Source organism: Kiloniella antarctica (assembly GCF_042682825.1).
In the GTDB taxonomy this organism is placed as follows: Bacteria; Pseudomonadota; Alphaproteobacteria; order Kiloniellales; family Kiloniellaceae; genus Kiloniella; species Kiloniella antarctica.
The window spans coordinates 479,383-497,244 of record NZ_JBHUII010000001.1 but is presented as its reverse complement, the minus strand read 5'-3'; the positions used below and the strand labels follow the sequence as shown (position 1 = coordinate 497,244).

The 17,862-nt window shown below is 45.9% G+C and carries 19 protein-coding genes; 6 read left to right on the top strand and 13 right to left on the bottom strand.

Features of this window, described 5'->3' with window-relative positions; translation table 11 throughout:
- The first annotated feature begins 32 nt into the window (after positions 1 to 32).
- Together hisC and ACFSKO_RS02370 are read left to right on the top strand one after the other, a co-directional pair.
- Positions 33 to 1,115 (top strand): histidinol-phosphate transaminase, encoded by a 1,083-nt coding sequence (gene hisC, locus ACFSKO_RS02375; protein ID WP_380248020.1) that lies wholly within the window; start codon positions 33 to 35, stop codon positions 1,113 to 1,115.
- Positions 1,108 to 2,040: a prephenate/arogenate dehydrogenase family protein gene (locus ACFSKO_RS02370; protein WP_380248018.1), complete on the top strand. Its 933-nt coding sequence runs from the start codon at positions 1,108 to 1,110 to the stop codon at positions 2,038 to 2,040. Before hisC ends, ACFSKO_RS02370 begins: the two co-directional genes overlap by 8 nt.
- A gap of 81 nt (positions 2,041 to 2,121) precedes the next feature.
- Here the strand turns inward: ACFSKO_RS02370 and ACFSKO_RS02365 are convergent, their stop codons facing one another.
- A complete protein-coding gene (locus ACFSKO_RS02365; protein ID WP_380248016.1) occupies positions 2,122 to 3,183 on the bottom strand; it encodes a DUF2125 domain-containing protein in 1,062 nt (353 codons plus the stop codon).
- A gap of 111 nt (positions 3,184 to 3,294) precedes the next feature.
- On the opposite strand from ACFSKO_RS02365, the gene ACFSKO_RS02360 reads away from it, so the two are divergent.
- Complete coding sequence (locus ACFSKO_RS02360) at positions 3,295 to 3,885, top strand: gamma-glutamylcyclotransferase (protein WP_380248014.1); 591 nt, start codon at positions 3,295 to 3,297, stop codon at positions 3,883 to 3,885.
- 40 nt (positions 3,886 to 3,925) lie between these two features.
- On the opposite strand, the gene ACFSKO_RS02355 is transcribed toward ACFSKO_RS02360, so the two are convergent.
- The 5 genes from ACFSKO_RS02355 to ftsE are packed head-to-tail and all read right to left on the bottom strand — an operon-like array spanning position 3,926 to position 7,149.
- Positions 3,926 to 4,126 carry a hypothetical protein gene (locus tag ACFSKO_RS02355; protein WP_380248012.1) on the bottom strand — a complete coding sequence of 67 codons (201 nt, stop codon included), beginning with the start codon at positions 4,124 to 4,126 and terminating at the stop codon, positions 3,926 to 3,928.
- Positions 4,127 to 4,128: 2 nt separating this feature from the next.
- Positions 4,129 to 4,860, bottom strand: a complete 732-nt coding sequence (locus tag ACFSKO_RS02350) for a lysophospholipid acyltransferase family protein (RefSeq protein WP_380248010.1) — start codon at positions 4,858 to 4,860, stop codon at positions 4,129 to 4,131.
- A gap of 6 nt (positions 4,861 to 4,866) precedes the next feature.
- The gene (locus ACFSKO_RS02345; protein ID WP_380248008.1) at positions 4,867 to 5,505 is read right to left on the bottom strand and encodes a YdcF family protein; all 639 of its coding nucleotides are present in this window, start codon (positions 5,503 to 5,505) and stop codon (positions 4,867 to 4,869) included.
- A 12-nt stretch (positions 5,506 to 5,517) separates the two neighbouring features.
- Entirely contained in the window at positions 5,518 to 6,408 is an 891-nt protein-coding gene (locus ACFSKO_RS02340; protein WP_380248006.1) for a cell division protein FtsX, read from the bottom strand.
- Positions 6,409 to 7,149 carry a cell division ATP-binding protein FtsE gene (gene ftsE, locus ACFSKO_RS02335; protein WP_380248004.1) on the bottom strand — a complete coding sequence of 247 codons (741 nt, stop codon included), beginning with the start codon at positions 7,147 to 7,149 and terminating at the stop codon, positions 6,409 to 6,411. It abuts the gene before it with no gap.
- A 168-nt stretch (positions 7,150 to 7,317) separates the two neighbouring features.
- On the opposite strand from ftsE, the gene ACFSKO_RS02330 reads away from it, so the two are divergent.
- Both ACFSKO_RS02330 and ACFSKO_RS02325 read left to right on the top strand, forming a co-directional pair.
- Complete coding sequence (locus ACFSKO_RS02330; RefSeq protein ID WP_380248002.1) at positions 7,318 to 8,097, top strand: zinc-ribbon domain-containing protein; 780 nt, start codon at positions 7,318 to 7,320, stop codon at positions 8,095 to 8,097.
- 114 nt (positions 8,098 to 8,211) lie between these two features.
- A complete protein-coding gene (locus ACFSKO_RS02325; RefSeq protein ID WP_380248000.1) occupies positions 8,212 to 8,580 on the top strand; it encodes a response regulator in 369 nt (122 codons plus the stop codon).
- Between the two features lie 83 nt (positions 8,581 to 8,663).
- On the opposite strand, the gene ACFSKO_RS02320 is transcribed toward ACFSKO_RS02325, so the two are convergent.
- From ACFSKO_RS02320 to argH, 4 genes are all read right to left on the bottom strand, one after another.
- A complete protein-coding gene (locus tag ACFSKO_RS02320) occupies positions 8,664 to 11,213 on the bottom strand; it encodes a DUF4175 domain-containing protein (protein WP_380247998.1) in 2,550 nt (849 codons plus the stop codon).
- Positions 11,214 to 11,288: 75 nt separating this feature from the next.
- A complete protein-coding gene (lysA, locus tag ACFSKO_RS02315; RefSeq protein WP_380247996.1) occupies positions 11,289 to 12,557 on the bottom strand; it encodes a diaminopimelate decarboxylase in 1,269 nt (422 codons plus the stop codon).
- 2 nt (positions 12,558 to 12,559) lie between these two features.
- Positions 12,560 to 12,862, bottom strand: a complete 303-nt coding sequence (locus ACFSKO_RS02310; RefSeq protein WP_380247994.1) for a hypothetical protein — start codon at positions 12,860 to 12,862, stop codon at positions 12,560 to 12,562.
- Positions 12,859 to 14,229, bottom strand: coding sequence for an argininosuccinate lyase (gene argH / locus ACFSKO_RS02305; protein WP_380249424.1), 1,371 nt, complete (start codon positions 14,227 to 14,229; stop codon positions 12,859 to 12,861). Before argH ends, ACFSKO_RS02310 begins: the two co-directional genes overlap by 4 nt.
- Before the next feature lie 92 nt (positions 14,230 to 14,321).
- Here argH and ACFSKO_RS02300 point away from each other — a divergent pair, with 92 nt between their 5' ends.
- On the top strand, positions 14,322 to 14,915 hold the full coding sequence (locus tag ACFSKO_RS02300; RefSeq protein ID WP_380247992.1) for a TlpA disulfide reductase family protein: 594 nt from the start codon (positions 14,322 to 14,324) through the stop codon (positions 14,913 to 14,915).
- Positions 14,916 to 15,045: 130 nt separating this feature from the next.
- Here ACFSKO_RS02300 and ACFSKO_RS02295 read toward each other — a convergent pair whose 3' ends face one another.
- The 3 genes from ACFSKO_RS02295 to ACFSKO_RS02285 all read right to left on the bottom strand — a co-directional run bounded on the left by ACFSKO_RS02295 (position 15,046) and on the right by ACFSKO_RS02285 (position 17,750).
- On the bottom strand, positions 15,046 to 15,930 hold the full coding sequence (locus tag ACFSKO_RS02295) for a 3-hydroxybutyryl-CoA dehydrogenase (protein WP_380247990.1): 885 nt from the start codon (positions 15,928 to 15,930) through the stop codon (positions 15,046 to 15,048).
- Between the two features lie 135 nt (positions 15,931 to 16,065).
- Positions 16,066 to 16,998, bottom strand: coding sequence for an FAD-binding protein (locus ACFSKO_RS02290; protein ID WP_380247988.1), 933 nt, complete (start codon positions 16,996 to 16,998; stop codon positions 16,066 to 16,068).
- 2 nt (positions 16,999 to 17,000) lie between these two features.
- Positions 17,001 to 17,750, bottom strand: coding sequence for an electron transfer flavoprotein subunit beta/FixA family protein (locus ACFSKO_RS02285; RefSeq protein WP_380247986.1), 750 nt, complete (start codon positions 17,748 to 17,750; stop codon positions 17,001 to 17,003).
- Positions 17,751 to 17,862 lie beyond the last annotated feature (112 nt).

Below are 17,862 nucleotides of genomic sequence, written 5' to 3'. Positions count from 1 at the left end.
ATGTAATTTCAGTAAATAAGAGAGTTTTTAAAATGGCTTTAAAACCGCAACCCGGAATTATGGATGTATCCCCTTACGTTGGTGGAAAGTCTAAGGTTGAAGGTGTCGATCGGATTTGCCGCTTGGCTTCGAATGAAAACCCGCTTGGTGCTTCAGACGCAGCTAAAGAAGCTTATCAATCGATCGCAGATGACCTTCATCGATATCCGGATGGTGGCTCTTATTTACTTAGAAGTGGCATTGCTGATGCCGAAAATTTAGATGCTGATCGCATTGTATGTGGCGCCGGGTCCGATGAATTATTGGGGCTGCTTATTCAGTCTTATGTCGGGATTGGTGACGAAGTTGTATATAATGAGCATGGGTTTTTGATGTACCCTATTGGCACGAAGATTGCCGGGGGAGTGCCTGTTAAATCTGCAGAAAAAGACCTTCGTATTGATATTGACGCGATGCTTGCTGCGGTCACTGAAAAAACACGGATCGTGTTTTTGGCCAACCCAAACAATCCGACAGGAAGTTATGTCACTGAACATGAGTTACGCCGTTTGAGAAGCGAGCTTAGAGGTGATATCTTGCTTGTGATTGATGCGGCCTATTGTGAATACGTTGATAATGCGGATTACATCAGTGGGGCATCTCTGGTCGAAGAAAACGATAATGTTGTCATGACACGGACCTTCTCCAAGATCCACGGTTTAGCTGCTCTTCGTATTGGTTGGGCTTATTGTTCCACGGAAGTAGCAGATGTTCTTAATCGTGTACGGGGGCCTTTTAATGTCAGTTTGGCTGCTCAGGCTGCCGGGGTTGCTGCAATTCAAGACAAGGCGCATATCGAACGGTCAAAAGAGCTGAACAGCCGTCTCCTTAATTGGTTCCGTCAGCAAGTTGCCGAATTGAAATTAACCACACACGATTCTGTTGGTAATTTTGTTCTGGTTAACTTTGGCGGAGCTGAACGCGCTGCGTCCGCCTTGGAATTTTTGAAAAACAAAGGTGTTCTGGTTCGAGGAATGGCGGCTTATGGATTGGCGGAACATATCCGAGTATCCATTGGAACTGAAGAAGAAATGAGGGTGGTGATCGATAGTCTCACCGCATTTACAAATGAGTGATACAAAAGAGCCTTTGTTTAATAGAATAGCGTTGATCGGTATTGGTCTGATTGGATCGTCTCTTGCGCGAGCAACAAAACAGCGTGGTCTTGCCGGTGAAATTGTCGCGTGTGCGAGAAGTAAAGCAACCCGTGACATCGTTATGGAGTTGGGGATCGTCGATGCTGTGTATGAAACACCGGTTGAAGCCGTTCAAGACGCGGATCTAATAATTCTCTGTACACCTGTCAGTACCTACGCCGATCTGGCACAGGCAATGTCACCAGCCCTGAAGCCTGGGACGATTGTTAGTGATGTGGGGTCGGTCAAAGAATCTGTGATTCGGGACGTTGGGCCGCACCTGCCTGATGGTGTTCATTTTGTCCCAGGTCACCCGATTGCGGGTACAGAGCATTCTGGCCCTGAGGCTGGATTTGCTGAACTGTTTGACGGGCGCTGGTGTATTCTTACACCACCTGTTGGTACGAATGCAGCCGCTTTGGCAAAGATAACGACCTATTGGGAAGCATTGGGAAGCATGGTGGAAATCATGACCCCGCACCACCACGATAAAGTTTTAGCTATTACGTCTCACCTTCCACATCTAATCGCTTACACTATTGTGGGGACAGCGACTGATCTGGAAGAGAGTCAGCAAGCTGACGTTGTAAAATTTTCCGCAGGCGGGTTCCGGGATTTTACCCGAATTGCGGCTTCTGATCCGATTATGTGGCGCGATGTTTTTTTGAACAATCGTGAGGCTGTCTTGGAAATGCTACAGCGTTTTTCTGAAGATCTTTCTGTTCTTCAACGTGCGGTACGTTGGGGTGAAGGTGATATACTTGAAGATCGTTTTCGGAAAACGAGAGACATTCGTCGCGGCATTGTTGATGCCCATCAGGCAGGAACGTTTGATGCTCGAGAGCCCGATAATGACGGCAATTAATCGATAGTCATAAATAATAGAGCACGAAAGGCTTTCTCGATATAGGGGAAGCCTTTCGTGTTTATATCTTGTGATAATAAGTTATTTTGCAAGCGGGGGGAGCTTGAAAAGCGTTATAGGACCAACAGAGAGCCATCCATCTCTCATGACGAGAGGGGCTTCTATTTCATGGCGCCCCCGACTGTTGGTTCTCCCCAAAGCTGCAAGCGATAACTTTATGCCAAAGCTCTGGCCTTTGTTGATCAACCCATTTTTTTCAAGTTGAGATACAACTTCGTCGGCGCCCTCAATTCTACTTTCAAGCTTCCCTAAAGGTCGCAAACGATTGTCGAGAGCGACCTTCCCTCGTGCATCAATGAGCAAGGGACCCCAGCGCATGCTGGCATCGTGAAGAGCCAGAAAACCACCAGTATCACGCCAGATGTGTAAAGATTTTCGAATCTTGTCTTTGGGAACAATTCCATAAAGAGTACCGTCCAAATTTAATTGAGAAATCGGTCCGCCAAGTGGTGTTTTCTTTAATTCAGGGTGATTTATATCCTGAGCCTTAATGAGGATGTTGAATTCTTGTAGTGGGCTTTCAGCTGTCGCCGGGCGCAAGGGACCTAAGGTCGTGTCGAGGGTTGTGATAGAGAGAGGATGGTGACTCTCACGGGTGATGATGAGGCCATCAGCTTGAAGTCTTGCATTGAGTAGTTCGCCTTCAAGAGATATTTGAGCTGTGGATTTTGCAAGATTACTAACAATGTTTATCGAAGGCTGGTTGTGAGGTAGGCCATCGATCAGGTGATCTTTTGAGAGATCAAGTTGCATGCTTAAGGGTGACCAGGGGGTGGCTTCAGCTGAGAGGCTTTGTGTTTGCCACCACCATCCGTCAGGGGAAACTATTCTCGGTTTTTCTAATATTGCCCTGACGACGAAGGGGAAGCCATCAAGAGATAACGTACCATGTGTGATCTCGAAACCCCGAGTACGTTGTTTTTCAACCCAGTGAGTTAGGCCAGTTTCCATTTGATGAGCTGCCCAAAACCAATATGCGACAGCGAAAGTGACCAAAATAGTCAGAGAGCCAGTACCTAAGAATAATAGCTTTTGTCCTAGGGGGCGAGAGGCTGGCTCGGTTGAGGAGATGTCTTTAGGCATTAATCTGCACCCTGGATATATTACGATAACAGCGACGATTACTTTATATCGCTGTATACAATCGATAAACTCATACGTTCATACGCATACCGGATTCGGAGTAACAGAGCAATGTCGACCCCAGAATTGAGGGCTTTTTACGATTCGAAAATATCTCTGGAAGAAGGGAAGGATTTTTGGGTCTTTGGGTATGGCTCTTTAATGTGGAATCCCGGCTTTCCGCATATGGAAGTACAGCCAGCGACTCTTGAGAACTTCCATAGGCATTTTTGTATTTACTCGTTCTTCTATCGTGGAACGCCGGAATGTCCGGGCCTGGTTCTTGGATTAGATGGGGGTGGGTCTTGTGTTGGAATGGCCTATCGGGTTCCTGCGGCGGAACGGAAATTGGTATTGGATTATCTGTTCGAAAGAGAAATGATATCAGGTGTGTATCATCCTGGTCAGTATGACATCACACTTGAAAATGGGACGGTCGTGAATTGTCTAACGTTTGTAGCGGACAGCGATCATGAGCAATATGCAGGAAGGCTTACTCAAGATGAACTTATTCCACTTTTGCTACAGGGCGTAGGTAGTGCAGGACGTTGTATTGAGTACTTAGATAATACGGTTAAACATCTCAAGGCTTTGAGTATTGACGATCAAGGTCTTCATGATTTACAGAACAAGGCGCACGCAGCTTTAAAACGGATACCTTGATCGAATTTATAAAGCCTTTTCTTGAGAGTCTTCAAAGACCCTAATTCAAATGTAAACCGACGTATTCGATTAGGGCGTCAAAATCTGTTAGTAGCCAGAAAATCCCCAAGACGATTAACCCGCCTATTGGCAAGGTATACCATGGGTGATTAAATGGAACGTTTTCGCCACATGCGTGACAGATATCGTCGTCAATACCAATTTCAGTTGAGCATTTTGGGCATTTTCTTGGCTTCGCCATGACTATTTTCCTTCAACTTTCTTGGCTTCTTCCATCAAATCATTGCTCGCGGTCTCTATCGTGTCTTGCAGCGTTTTCATAAAGACTCTTGGCTTAAGGCCTGTCGGTATGAGGGGGAGGTATTCGAGGACAATTGTCCCTGGTCTTTTAACAAAAGCATCTTTCCCCCAGAATAGCCCTGAATTGAGTGCTGCAGGACAAACAGGGACATTCAAACCACTATATAGAGCTGCTATTCCTGTTTGATATTCCGGAGGTTGCCCCGGTGTAGAGCGCGTGCCTTCTGGAAAAATCACAATAGGACGATTTTGTTCCAGAGCTTCTTTTGATTCTGAAATCATCTGTCTTAACGCTTTTGTTCCCGCCTTTCGATCAATGGCGACAACACCGCTTTTCCATAGGTACCAGCCAAAAAAGGGAATACGCAGAAGTTGTTTTTTAAGGACGATACAAGGATTATCCTGAAAAGCCATCAATGCAATAGTTTCCCATGCGGATTGATGTTTACTGACAAGTAAAAATTTTCCGTCTTTTGGGAGATTTTCTTTACCACGGATTTCATAAGTTGTTCCGCAAATAACTTTAAGAAGCCAGAAAATCACGATTGCCCAATAGTGGCCTGCGATGAGCATGTAGCGTTGGGGAAAAAGCATGAGCAACAGGCAAGGCGTAAAGAAAATAGCGCACCAAATCAGATAAAATATATTGAAAGTCAGAGATCTTAAGAAAATCATTGAGTGTTATCCGATCAGGTTCGCTTGCATATCTTCAGCCCAATTTCTGACTTGAGCCAATAAAAATTTTACGTATTCAGATAGAATAAGCGTCATACTGCCCGGCCAAAGCCACCAATCTTTCTGTTTCACATGCTCTGGAAATACAGGATGTGGGTAGATGGTGATATTTGGCATCGCATGACGAAATTCCAAAAGGCTTCTTGGCATATGATAGGAGGCTGTGACAAGGCGTAATGATGAATAGCCTTGCTCCTTTACCCAAGTCATACTTTCCTGGGCATTTCCACGGGTGTCATCGGCTTGATACCCAAGTTTGACGCAACATTCTAAATTTTGGGGGGAGCGTTTAGAAAGACTCAAAAGCTCTTGTACTTCAACGCCCTGATATACCCCTGAAATAAAAAGCTTTTTGCCCTGACCATCAGATAAAAGATCAAGACCAGTATTAATCCGGTCGCTACCACCAGTAAGCACCACAATGGCGTCTGTGACCTGTGACTTGTCAGTGATTTCATCGGGCAGACTTGTTGCAAACCAAAAGAAGCCCAAGATCCAAAGAAAGAGGGCGGTGACTGCTATAAAAGAGCCGGCTTTGAGTGTGAGAAAGGTTCTTCTATTTGATCTGTGAAACAATGAAGTCATCTTTCATAAGTACTATGGCATTAAGGCTAAACTGCGGAGAACGGTCAATCGAGCAGTCATCATGGCAATTAACGAAGCTCCTATAGGCATCAATAAAAGTGCTCCCCATTCTGTAACCGAGAAGGTTAAACTCGGGAGGATTGAGCTGTTGGCTTGTCCCAAAAGGGTACTAAAAGAAGCAATGGTGATCCCCGCGAGCAGTAACCCTGAAAGTCCGCCGACGGTACTTAGTTTGAGTGCGTGAAGCTGAAATCGTGTTGCGATATAAGTATCATGGGCGCCCATATGGTGGAAAAGCTCTACCACCTGTTTGTGAATAGCCAGGCCCATACGTGTTACAAGAATAACCATCAAACCAGCAGCTCCTCCAACAAGTAAAACTACCAAAAGAGATACCATTTGTATCACCTTGGCTAAGCCGAGAAGATTTCCGAGCCAACGTTGGTGGTCGTCGACACTGGCTTCAGGGAACTTTTCGGAGAGGAGAGTGTTAATTGTATCAATCGTTTTTACGTTGGATTGTTCAAGTTCCACTGAAACCAGAAATGGAATCGGGAGATCTTGGAGATGGACATCCTTTCCCAGCCAGGGTTCCATCAATTTGTTAAGTTCAGCATCGTTTAATATATCTACTTGCTCAACATTATCGAGTTCAGCGAGTTTTGTTCGGAAGTCCTTGAGTTTTTGCTCTGTGGATTGGTGATCAGCGGGTGTTTGCCCGGCCGGAACTTGTATGGTTAGACTATTGGATAAACCTTGATCCCAACGGTCCGCGAGCTTGTTCATGGTAATTGCCACGACGAGAGCCATTGTTGCGAGATAGACCATGACAGCGATCAACCATGGTAAAAATCGACTGGATGCGTCCCTATCCAAAGGGACATCATTACGTGTCCCAAACATTTAGGGGGATCCTGTGGTCTTTTGCGGTGGGGGAGATTGGATGCCTTTTATCAATCGGACTTCCCCGTTTATAATTTTGAATACTGGGTGATTAAATCTGTTTACGAGTGCTTCGTTGTGTGATGCAACAACGATGGTGGTGCCCCGTTTGTTAAGTTCTTCAAATAAGAATAAGAGACGCTCTGCAATTTTATCATCGAGATTGCCTGTTGGTTCATCCGCAAGCAGGAGGCTTGGCCGTGCAATGACAGCACGAGCAATCGCAACACGCTGCTGTTGTCCGCCGGATAGAGTTGGTGGTTTGGCGTCCAAATAATCAGCCAAGCCAACCCATGCAAGAAGTTCGCTCACATTCCGTCGGACTTTTTCCAGGGAGTTGCCAGTAATCGTCAATGGTAAAGCAACGTTTTCAAGGGCGGTAAGGTGGTCGAGTAGGCGGAAATCCTGAAAAATGATACCAATGCGTCTGCGTAACATTGGTAATTCTTTTCTATCCTGCTGGGAAACATCTCTGCCAAAAACACTTAAGCGCCCTGAAGAAGGGCGATGCGCCAGATACATCAGTCGCAACAGTGACGACTTTCCAGCGCCACTGGGTCCAACCATAAAATGAAAGGATCCTGGTGCGAGCGTAAGGTTTACCTGATGCAGTACATCTGGACCTGACCCGTAGCGCAAATGAACATCCTGAAAACGAACCAAAGGCCTGAAACCTATAGTAATGAAGGGAGTAGGAACCATGACATATTTTCACAGCGAACGTAAAGACTTGAGCACTTAATAATCGAAAGCTTTTATAGAGATTAAAGGCGGTATCGGAGCGGGTAGTTTTTGTTCAAGCCTTGCGTTCGTTTTTTCTGCGCCTTATAAATTATCTTCGAATTTCGTTTCTTCGTGGTGATTGGCCGAATGATAATTTCTTGTCCTGAATGTAGCGGTAAGTTCCGTGTTGCTGCTGAAGCCCTCGGTGAGAGCGGGCGTAAAGTCCGTTGTAAGAGTTGTCGCCATACCTGGTTCCAGACACCTGATGCCGAAATAGAGATCGCTGCCCCAGCTGTTTCGCCGGATATTAATACCGGAATATCTGAAATTCCTGAAAATATTGTAGGACCTTCTGAGGTCGCTCCTGAACCTGTCAATGATGATTTTATCGAACCAGGCAAGGTGCGGTCTAAGAAACCAAAGGGGTTTGCTCCAGAGAAAGCGAAGAAAAAGGGCAAGGGGGTTCTTGTTGGTTGGCTTCTGTTTTTTGCTCTGGCTGGTGGACTTGGATATGGATTTTGGAGTGAGCGGGTTTTGATTGTGAAAACCGTTCCAGAGGCAATGAAGTTATATGAGCTACTTGATCTACAGGTTTTTCTTACAGGAGAAGGCTTGAAGATTGAGAACCAGAAATTTGAACGCGCGACAAAAGATGGGACAAAGCTCATTGTCGTGACCGGTGAAATCGTAAACGTCACGAACGAAAAGATTATTATTCCAAAACTTATTGGATCGCTCCGTGCTAATACAGGGGAAGCACTGTCTCGTAAAACGATCTCACCCTCGGTTAAATTTCTCGGTCCGGAAGAGAAAACAGAATTTTTCATAGAGTTGATTAGTACGCCGAAAGCTATTCAAGCGGATGTAAATTTTGTATCTGATGAAGAAGCCCTGCAAACGCCTGACTTTGATCCGATTGATAAATAGGCTCCTTTACTACCAGCTCTATTTTATAAGGCATGGTAACCTTCGCTCTGTCGTGATATTCTGCAAATTAACGAAGTGTTAACCATACACTTGATGGTAGTTGCGGTGGGGTTTATGTCTAAAATCTTGGTAGCTGAAGATGATAATGCAGTACGGACTTTTGTGGCCCGTGCTCTTACACATAAAAAGCATGAAGTCACGGCCGTCGGCGACGGAATGCAAGCATTAGAAGCTTTGGAGAAAGACAAATACGATCTTTTGATCACGGATATTGTTATGCCTGGTCTTGATGGTATTGGGTTGGCCTTGAAGGTTGCAAAGGATGCTCCTGATATGCCCGTTTTGCTCATGACGGGATATTCGGCAGAGAAGCAAAGGGCACATAATTTGGAAGAGCTCATATTTAAGGTTGTTACAAAACCTTTTAGTCTTCAACAAATCTGCGCGGCAGCTGAGGAAGCACTTGGCATTGAAGTCGATTAAGTCTGAACTTAATGTTGAAAAAACAGTTCAGGAAGATTTCATTTCCTTTCTGTCACTGTTTTATCTGTAATTCCAAGCCTCTGCTAAAAACGATCCAGTAATCTCTGGATGTAGATTCTTTCATCTTTGGTACGGGCCCGGTCATTTCGACGATCACGTAATTCCTGAAGGATGCGTCGGCTTTCCAAGAAGTCGGCCTCATCAGGAAGGGGCACACCTCGTTTGGCAACACTTCCGCCTTCATTCCCAATGTTACGGCCAAAAGGATCTTTTCCAGAACCGTCTTTCCCTCTGACCCAACCACTACCTCGTTCAGGGGCTTGGTTTAACATTTTTAAGTATTTTTCTGCGGCTTGTTCCGTTCCGTTTTGTAACTTTCTGAGACTTCTTGTCTGAGCACGAACCACTTGGTCGCTTTCTTTTCCATCCCCATCTTGTCCCTGGAGAGCATCTCGGGCCATGCCCATCGATTGTTCGGCCTGGTCAAAATCTTCGGGAATATTACCAAGTAACTCTTGAATATTTTCCATAAGTTGTTCTAACTCTTGCCGGAGGCGTTCTTGGCTACGAGCATCTCTGGCTTGTTGTTCGCCATAACTCTGTTTTTGATTGCCGGGCCGACCTCCACCAGGCGTAGTACGAGAAGATGGTTGATTTCCCATCTTTGGCTCGTTTGTGTTTTTTTGCTGCTCCTGTTGGCGTTGGTAGCTATTTTCAAGCAGCTCTTCTTGTCGTTTGGTCAGATTCTGTAACTTCTCAAATGTTTCTCTGCCTTTGTCCCCAGCGTTATCTTGCGGATTGGGCCCTTGTTGAAAGGCAAGGTTTTCAAGCATATTCTGTAATTCAGATAGAAGTTGCATTGCTTCTTCCATTGATCCGTTTTCAGCCAGCATTCGCGCTTGATCAATGAGTTTTTGAAGATCTTTACCATCTAAAGTTTTGGCACCTTCAGGAAGAGGTGGCGGGTTTTCTTGCTCGGGGTCAGTTAAAAACTGCTCAAGCATCTTAGCGAGCAATGAATCAACAGCTTGTTGAAGCTTGTCCATTAAGCGATTGATTTCTTCAGGGGGGGCTTGTGATGACAAGGCTTCTTGAAGTTGTTTTTGAATATCACGTAAATCTCTTTGAGCCGTACTTAATCGCCCATCTTCTAGGTGAAGTGCCGTTTTCCAAAGGAGCTCTTGGCTTTCTTTTTTTGCATCTGAGGTGGTGTCAAAAAGAAGATGTTTCCCCGCAATTGTCATCGTGAGAGCAACGAGTGTGTCATACTCATAGTAATCAGGTCGTTTGACGAGACCGCCGAGCATGGCAATGACATTCCCTTTGTTTTCTGGAATATTAAGGTCTTTCCTGAGATTCACAAGTTGCCGTGCAAGTGGGTGAGTAAAAGGTCGTTCGGGAACTGTGATTTTGATGGTTTCAGTATTTCCCTTTTGGTCTAAAGCATCCAACGTTGCGAGTTGAAACCAAACTTGCTCACCAGCGAGAACGTGATCGGTTAAATCCAGATAATACTGCCCCTCATATTTTTTACTTTGGCTTGCGGGCAGTGGAAGTTTGATAATTTCTGCTTTGTTTGGATCGTCTTGCCAAAACAAAATTTCGAGAATGTTGGTACCATAATCATCTTCGGTTTCGAATGATATTTTTAAAAGGCCTTGATCATTTTCTTGCGGTTTTTCCATAAATCTAATTTCAGGATTTTGGTCCACTAAAAGATTTACATCAGCGTTAAGAAGAGTCCGGAATGAGGTCGCAATGCTAAGGGTACCGCTTTCGGTAATGACAAAAGTGCTTTCGTGGCTGGTTTCACCTGTCCGCTCCATTTCAATAGTCGTATCGGAAAGTTCCAGATTGGGCGAGCCCTCCAATCCATGAACCTGAACAAGAGCTCGACTGCCTTGAGGTAAATCAAGCTGCTCAGGGATTGAAAACTCCTTATCAAAGAAGAGAGGAGGCGCTCCAGTGTAATCTGGCGGTGTTAACCACATACTGTATTTGACACCACCTGTTTGGCTAGATGGGATTAGGCGATTTAGGTCAAAAGCTGTTGTAATACGATTGGGCCATTGATCATAAGAGAAGGCAGATACAAACAATCCGAAAATAACCAAGGACCTTAAGCCATAAGGGTCGATTTTAAACAATAAAGGACGAGGGAGGGGAACCGTCAGGGATGAGAGAGAAGCTTCGAGCCTTTTTTTGTTTTTAAGCCAAAGAGAGAGGCCGGACTTTGTTGCCTTTAAGGGGCGATCGCTGATGCTGCTTAAGGGGCGATGAGAAAGTTGATTTGTTTTCTCCAGACGACGCAGAGCTGCATATTGATCTGGAATTTTAAATTTAATCCCAAACAAGATCACTGATGTCATCAGCAGTAATCCTGCCAAGATGAGAAATGTTAGGTGAGCCCAAATTGGAAGTAAGGTGGGGATATCGAGAAGAATAATTATAATAGAGATAGAGAGCGTGCCCCAGAATACCCAGGAAGCAGCTAAAAAGGCCTCCCAAAAAAGGATAAGTCTTGTGAGCATTGCTTTGTAACGGGTTTTCCACGGCAAGATTGTTTCTGGCCGGGATTCGAGGGCTTTTTTTAGCGGCTGTTTGCGGACTTGCTTATGGGCGGTACTATCCATCGGTCCATATGTTCCTTTGGCAGGTTCATTTGGACATACCGCCCTAAAATTTGATTGGGCTTTTTTAGCGACTGATTATGAAAGCCAATCTGGCAGAACGTCCTGTTTTATCAGTGTATCATAATCAATGCGTTTACGCACAACAGCAAACTGATCACTTTTAACCAAGACTTCGGGAGCATTTAATCGGGTGTTGTAGTTGGATGCCATTACAGCACCATAGGCACCTGCGGATTCCATCGCGAGAAAGTCACCAGCTTTAACTTCAGGCAGGGGTCTTTGTTGTGCAAAAGTATCGCCAGATTCGCAAATTGGACCTACGATATCACAAGGAGTGAGTTGAGCATTTGCCGCGGGTTGATTTAAAGGAATGATGTCGTGCCAAGCATCATAAAGCGAGGGCCTGATCAAATCATTCATCGCCGCATCTATAATCAGGAAGCGACGGTTTGTGCCTTCTTTTACATAGATGGTTTCGGTCACCAATACGCCAGCATTTCCAACAAGGAATCTGCCGGGTTCAAAAATACACTCTGCATCAAGACCTTCTAGTACTTCGCTGACAGCCGCGGCGTATTCGCTAAGATCGGGAGGAGTTTCGTCATTGTATTGAATTCCAAGGCCACCGCCAAAATCGATCCGTTTAAGAGGCAATCCGGCACTTTTAAGTTCTTTGTAAAGTGTGGCCAAGCGTTGAAAAGCATCTTTGAATGGGCTGGCATCAGTTAGTTGTGAACCGATGTGTACTGCGAGGCTTTCGATGGCGATATTGGGCAGCGCCTCTGCTTGTTCTACAAAGCGACGGACACCCGGGATATCGATCCCGAACTTGTTATCAGCTTTTCCGGTTGAAATTTTTGCATGGGTTTTTGCATCTACGTCAGGATTGATACGAAAAGCGATAGGTGCGGTGACGCCAAGTTGCGTTGCGACTTGTGACAGAGCTTCTAGTTCCGGTAGAGATTCTACATTAAACTGAAGAATACCAGCCTTAAGGCCCGCAGCCATTTCACTTGGCTTTTTCCCGACACCAGCGAACACAATTTTCTTAGGATCGACACCTGCAGCCAAAGCCCGTCGAAGTTCCCCTTCTGAAACGACGTCGGCACCCGCGCCAGCTTTGGCAAGAGTTTTGATTACTGATTGATTTGAGTTGGCTTTGAGCGCGTAACAAATGGTTCCTTTGACGCCCGCCTTGGAGAGAGCATCTGAAAAGGAATTGTAAGCATTCACCATCGCTTGGGTGGAGTAACAAAAAAACGGTGTACCCACTTCTCGAGCAATGTCTTCTAAAGGCAAGCTTTCTACGTGAAGTTTGCCGTTACGGTATTCAAAGGAACTCATATTTATTGTCCGTAAGTCTTCGTCTTTATCCTAGAGTTCTTACGTATACTAAGACTCTCCGGGAGAGGATTTTCATCTGGCGCAGCTTCCGCAGCCCCGTTTGGCGCATTCGGTGTTACTGCGGGTGGGTAGGGATATTGATGGGGATAATTCCAATCTCCATCCGGACGCTCGAGGCTTCCAACCTTACCGCAGGCAACGAGCAGCAAACCTGCGCCAAACAGTACTGCAGTTGCAAGAGATTTCTTGGTAAAGACGAGTTGTCTCAGTACAATCCGAGCCTGCTCTATCCAAGTTTCTTTCATGACAAGAACCTCTCACGCGCTGCTTTCGCTGATTTTTTTACATTCTCAGGAGCTGTGCCACCAAAACTAGTCCGGCTTTGCGCAGACTGCTCAACGGTTAACACTCTAAATATGTCGTCGGTAATACGGGGCTCGACCGTTTGCATTTCTGATAGGTTCAGTTGGCTGATGTCACATTTTTTGTCTTCGGCGAGCTTTACAATCGTCCCCGTTACATGATGAGCATCTCTGAAAGGCAAATTGAGCTCTTTCACGAGCCAATCTGCGAGGTCTGTTGCTGTTAAGAAGCCATCGGCGGTTGCTGCAAGTAGACGGTCACGATTGGCAACCATGTCAGTTACCATACCTGTCATGGCAGTAACGCTGAGGATCAAAGTATCTGCTGCATCGAAGACAGGTTCTTTATCTTCCTGCATGTCTTTGCCATATGTAAGAGGCAAGCCCTTCATAACGATGAAAAGTGTGTTCAGTGAACCAATAACCCGGGCGACCTTGCCGCGGATGAGTTCGGCTGCATCCGGGTTTTTCTTTTGCGGCATAATCGAGCTGCCGGTGGTGAAGGCATCTGAAAGAGTTACAAATCCAAAACCTTGAGAACACCAAATCACGAGTTCCTCTGCAAAACGGGAAAGATGCGTTGCGAGAATAGCACCAGCGGACATGAACTCAAGGGCATGATCACGATCAGAAACTGAATCAAGGGAGTTTGCTGTGGGGCGATCAAAACCAAGTGCCTCAGCGGTAACATGACGATCGATAGGGAATGAAGTACCTGCAAGTGCCGCAGCGCCCAGTGGGCATTCGTTCAGTCTTTTCCTGCAATCCTTCAAACGACCTCGATCACGGCCAAACATCTCTACATAGGCCAGCATGTGGTGACCAAATGTCACAGGTTGAGCTGCCTGGAGGTGTGTGTAACCGGGCATGATTGTGTCATAGTTGTCTTCGGCTTGTGTGATCAAAGCTTCGATTAAAAGACCGGTTTGTTTGTCTAGTTCGTCAATCGCACTGCGTACCCAGAGCTTGAAATCCGTTGCTACCTGGTCATTACGAGAGCGCGCAGTGTGTAAACGTCCAGCGGCATCACCGATGAGTTCGCGCAGTCGATTTTCGATATTCATATGAATATCTTCCAGCGCGGCGGAGAAGATGAACTCGCCGTCTTGGATTTCTCGCGAAATTGTGTCTAGACCATCAAGGATTGCCTTGCCATCTTCTGGACTGATAATACTTTGCTTAACCAGCATGGCACAGTGAGCTTTTGATCCTGCGATATCTTGTGCGGACATACGCTTGTCGAAGTCGATAGAAGCATTAATCTTCTCCATAACTTCTGCAGGTCCAACGGAAAAACGTCCGCCCCACATTGCATTGGCTGTTGCATCACTGGCTGATTTTGGTTTTGACACAGTATTCTCTTTCGTCTTCTCGGTCGTACGACTTTATGGACTTTATAAATATGATCCAGATTAATACCCCTCGGCTCCTCAGAGTAAGTACTCTCATGCTTTTGATTGTCATATCACTTTTGGCGATATCACTCTCAGTACACAATGCAAGCGCCGATACTTCTGACAAACCACCTCTTGAAGGGCGACTCGAAGGGAACTTTACTCTTTTCGATCCTCCTGTGCCAGTACCGATCGACAGCTTTCAGGCAGAAGATGGTCAGTTGATGTCTCTTAAGGATCTGAAGGGGCAAGTTCTTCTTATAAATTTCTGGGCGACATGGTGTGCTCCTTGTGTGAAGGAGATGCCAGATTTGGATAAATTACAGGCCGATGCCGGAAGTGATTTGTTCAGGGTAATCACACTATCCGAAGACAGAACAGGATTGAAAAAAATTCTCCCCTTCTTTGAGAAACAGAACTTGAAACATCTACCTGCTTACGTTGACCCAAAAGGTCGTGTGTCTAGGGCTTTTGGGTTGCGTGGCTTGCCCTCAACGTACCTTGTTGACAAGCAGGGCCTGATCGTTGGTGCGCTTATTGGCCCTTTTGAATGGGATGCAGCCGAAGTTAAAACTCTGATCAAATATTACACTGACCTGTGAGTTAACAGGTAATCTCAAGGTCGTTCTTATAAAGAGGGAATTGAGATGGATGGTTGAAAACAAAAGAGCCGTGAGAAATTCATATTCCACGGCTCTTTTATCTTCGACGTTTAGTGCTTTAGTTGTGATGTTACCGCGTTGGGACGGGCATATCACCAGCGTAGTCATAGAACCCACGCCCTGCTTTTTTACCAACCCAACCTGCCTCTACATATTTCACAAGAAGAGGACACGGGCGATATTTGGTGTCGGCGAGGCCTTCGTAAAGGACAGACATAATGGCCAAGCAAGTATCTAGGCCAATAAAGTCAGCGAGCTCAAGCGGTCCCATAGGATGATTTGCGCCAAGCCGCATAGCCGTATCAATGGAATCAACAGTTCCAACGCCTTCGTAGAGCGTGTAAACGGCTTCGTTTATCATGGGGAGCAGGATACGGTTAACGATAAAGGCCGGGAAATCTTCCGACGATGCGGATGTTTTTCCCAGTTTGTGTGTCATGTTTTTGATTGCTTGGTAGGTCGGTTCTTCGGTTGCTATCCCTCTAATGAGCTCTACAAGCTGCATTACAGGAACCGGGTTCATGAAGTGCATACCCATGAATTGACCGGGACGATTTGTTACAGCCGCTAGGCGGGTGATTGAAATTGATGAAGTATTTGAGCAGAGAATGGCTTCTGGTTTCAGTAATGGGCAGACTTTACGAAAGATATCTTTTTTTATCTCTTCATTTTCTGTAGCGGCTTCGATGACGACATCGCATTGATTAAGGCTTTCAAGGGCTTGTGAGTTCGTAATTCTGCCAAGGGCCGTGTTGATATCGGCTGCGGAAATTTTACCCTTGGAGACTTGACGATTCATGTTCTTTTTGATGGTGGCGAGTGCGCTATCAAGCTGCTCTTGACTAACATCGACCATGCGAACATCAAAGCCAGCGAGTGAGCTGACATGTGCGATGCCGCTACCCATCTGACCAGCACCAATAATGCCTACGGATTTAATTTCCTGAATCGTCATACTCTATACGAGCCTTTCCGCTACTTCTAAAATCTAAAACAAGACGCTACCACATTTGATAGCGTCTTGCCCTAGGATATTACTGCAGAACGATCTTTGGACAATCAAGCCTTAAGAGCTTGATCAAAAGATTCTTTATCCGAGTTCTTTTTCAAGCTCGGGAACTGCATCGAATAGGTCAGCAACCAGGCCGTAATCGGCAACCTGGAATATTGGCGCTTCTTCGTCTTTGTTGATTGCCACGATGACTTTTGAATCTTTCATTCCAGCCAAGTGCTGAATCGCACCAGAAATCCCGACTGCAATGTAGAGATCAGGAGCGACAACCTTACCTGTTTGACCAACTTGATAGTCATTTGGGACATAACCAGCATCAACAGCAGCTCTAGACGCACCAACCGCAGCACCAAGCTTGTCTGCAACACGTTCTAGCATGGCGAAGTTCTCGCCGTTTTGCATGCCACGGCCACCAGAAATAACGACACCAGCAGTTGTGAGTTCTGGGCGCTCGGATTTTGTGAGTTCCTGACCGACAAAAGCAGATAGGCCAGCATCACCAGTTGCTTCAACAGCTTCGACAGCGGCAGAGCCGCCTTCTTCTGCTGCAGCTTCAAATGCGGTGCCACGTACGGTGATCAGTTTTATCGCATCAGTGGATTGTACTGTTGCAAGCGCGTTACCTGCATATATAGGGCGTACAAAAGTATCAGCTGATTCAATGGCAGAAATTTCTGAAATCTGTTGGACATCGAGAAATGCAGAAGCCCGCGGCAATATATTTTTACCATACGTCGTAGCGGGTGCCAGAATATGGCTGTAGCCAGGAGCAAGCTTCACAATTAAAGGAGCAATATTTTCTGCAACGTCCTGAGCGTACTCAGCAGCATCAGAAACCAGGATTTTAGAAACACCAACAATTTTTGCGGCGGCCTCACCAGCGGTACTGCAGCCGGAGCCAGCAACGAGGACGTGAACATCACCACCAAGTTGGATTGCAGCCGTAACTGTATTCAGAGTAGCAGGCTTGATGCTTGCATTGTCATGTTCGGCGATAACAAGAATAGACATCGTTAGATCACCTTCGCTTCGTTCTTTAGTTTATCAACCAGCTCAGCAACAGAGCCAACGATTACACCTGCATCGCGCGCAGGTGGTTCCGTAACTTTAAGCGTCTTAACGCGCGGGGTTACATCAACACCAAGGTCTGCTGGATTGGTCGCATCAATTGGTTTTTTCTTTGCCTTCATAATATTTGGCAAAGATGCATAGCGCGGTTCGTTTAAACGAAGATCAACCGTCAATACGGATGGCAAAGGCAGACTTACATTTTGCAGGCCACCATCAACTTCGCGGGTGATTTTTAATTTATCACCATCTTGTTCTACGGCAGAAATGAATGTGCCTTGAGACCAGCCGAGAAGAGCAGCAAGCATTTGGCCCGTCTGATTATTGTCGCCATCAATGGCCTGTTTGCCAAGAATGACAAGTCCGGGCTCTTCGTTGCCGACAACAGCTTTTAAAAGCTTTGCAATTGCGAGAGGCTGGAGTTCTTCGTCGCTTTGGATATGGATGCCGCGGTCAGCACCCATAGCGAGGCCTGTACGCAACGTTTCTTGTGTCTGAGTTGGACCAGCTGAAACAACAATAACTTCACTGGCAATGCCAGCTTCTTTCATGCGTACAGCTTGCTCGACAGCAATTTCACAGAAGGGGTTCATCGCCATTTTGACGTTAGTTAATTCAACGCCAGTTTGGTCGGACTTAACCCGAACCTGCACGTTCGCGTCAATGACGCGTTTGATAGGGACGAGTACTTTCATCGAGAAGTATCCTTAATATTCGCACTTTTCCTAAGTAGATTTATGAGAAATTCAATCCCCTTTAATCTACTCTCTAACAGCCAGTCGCCGGGAACTTTAGGCGCGCCGACAT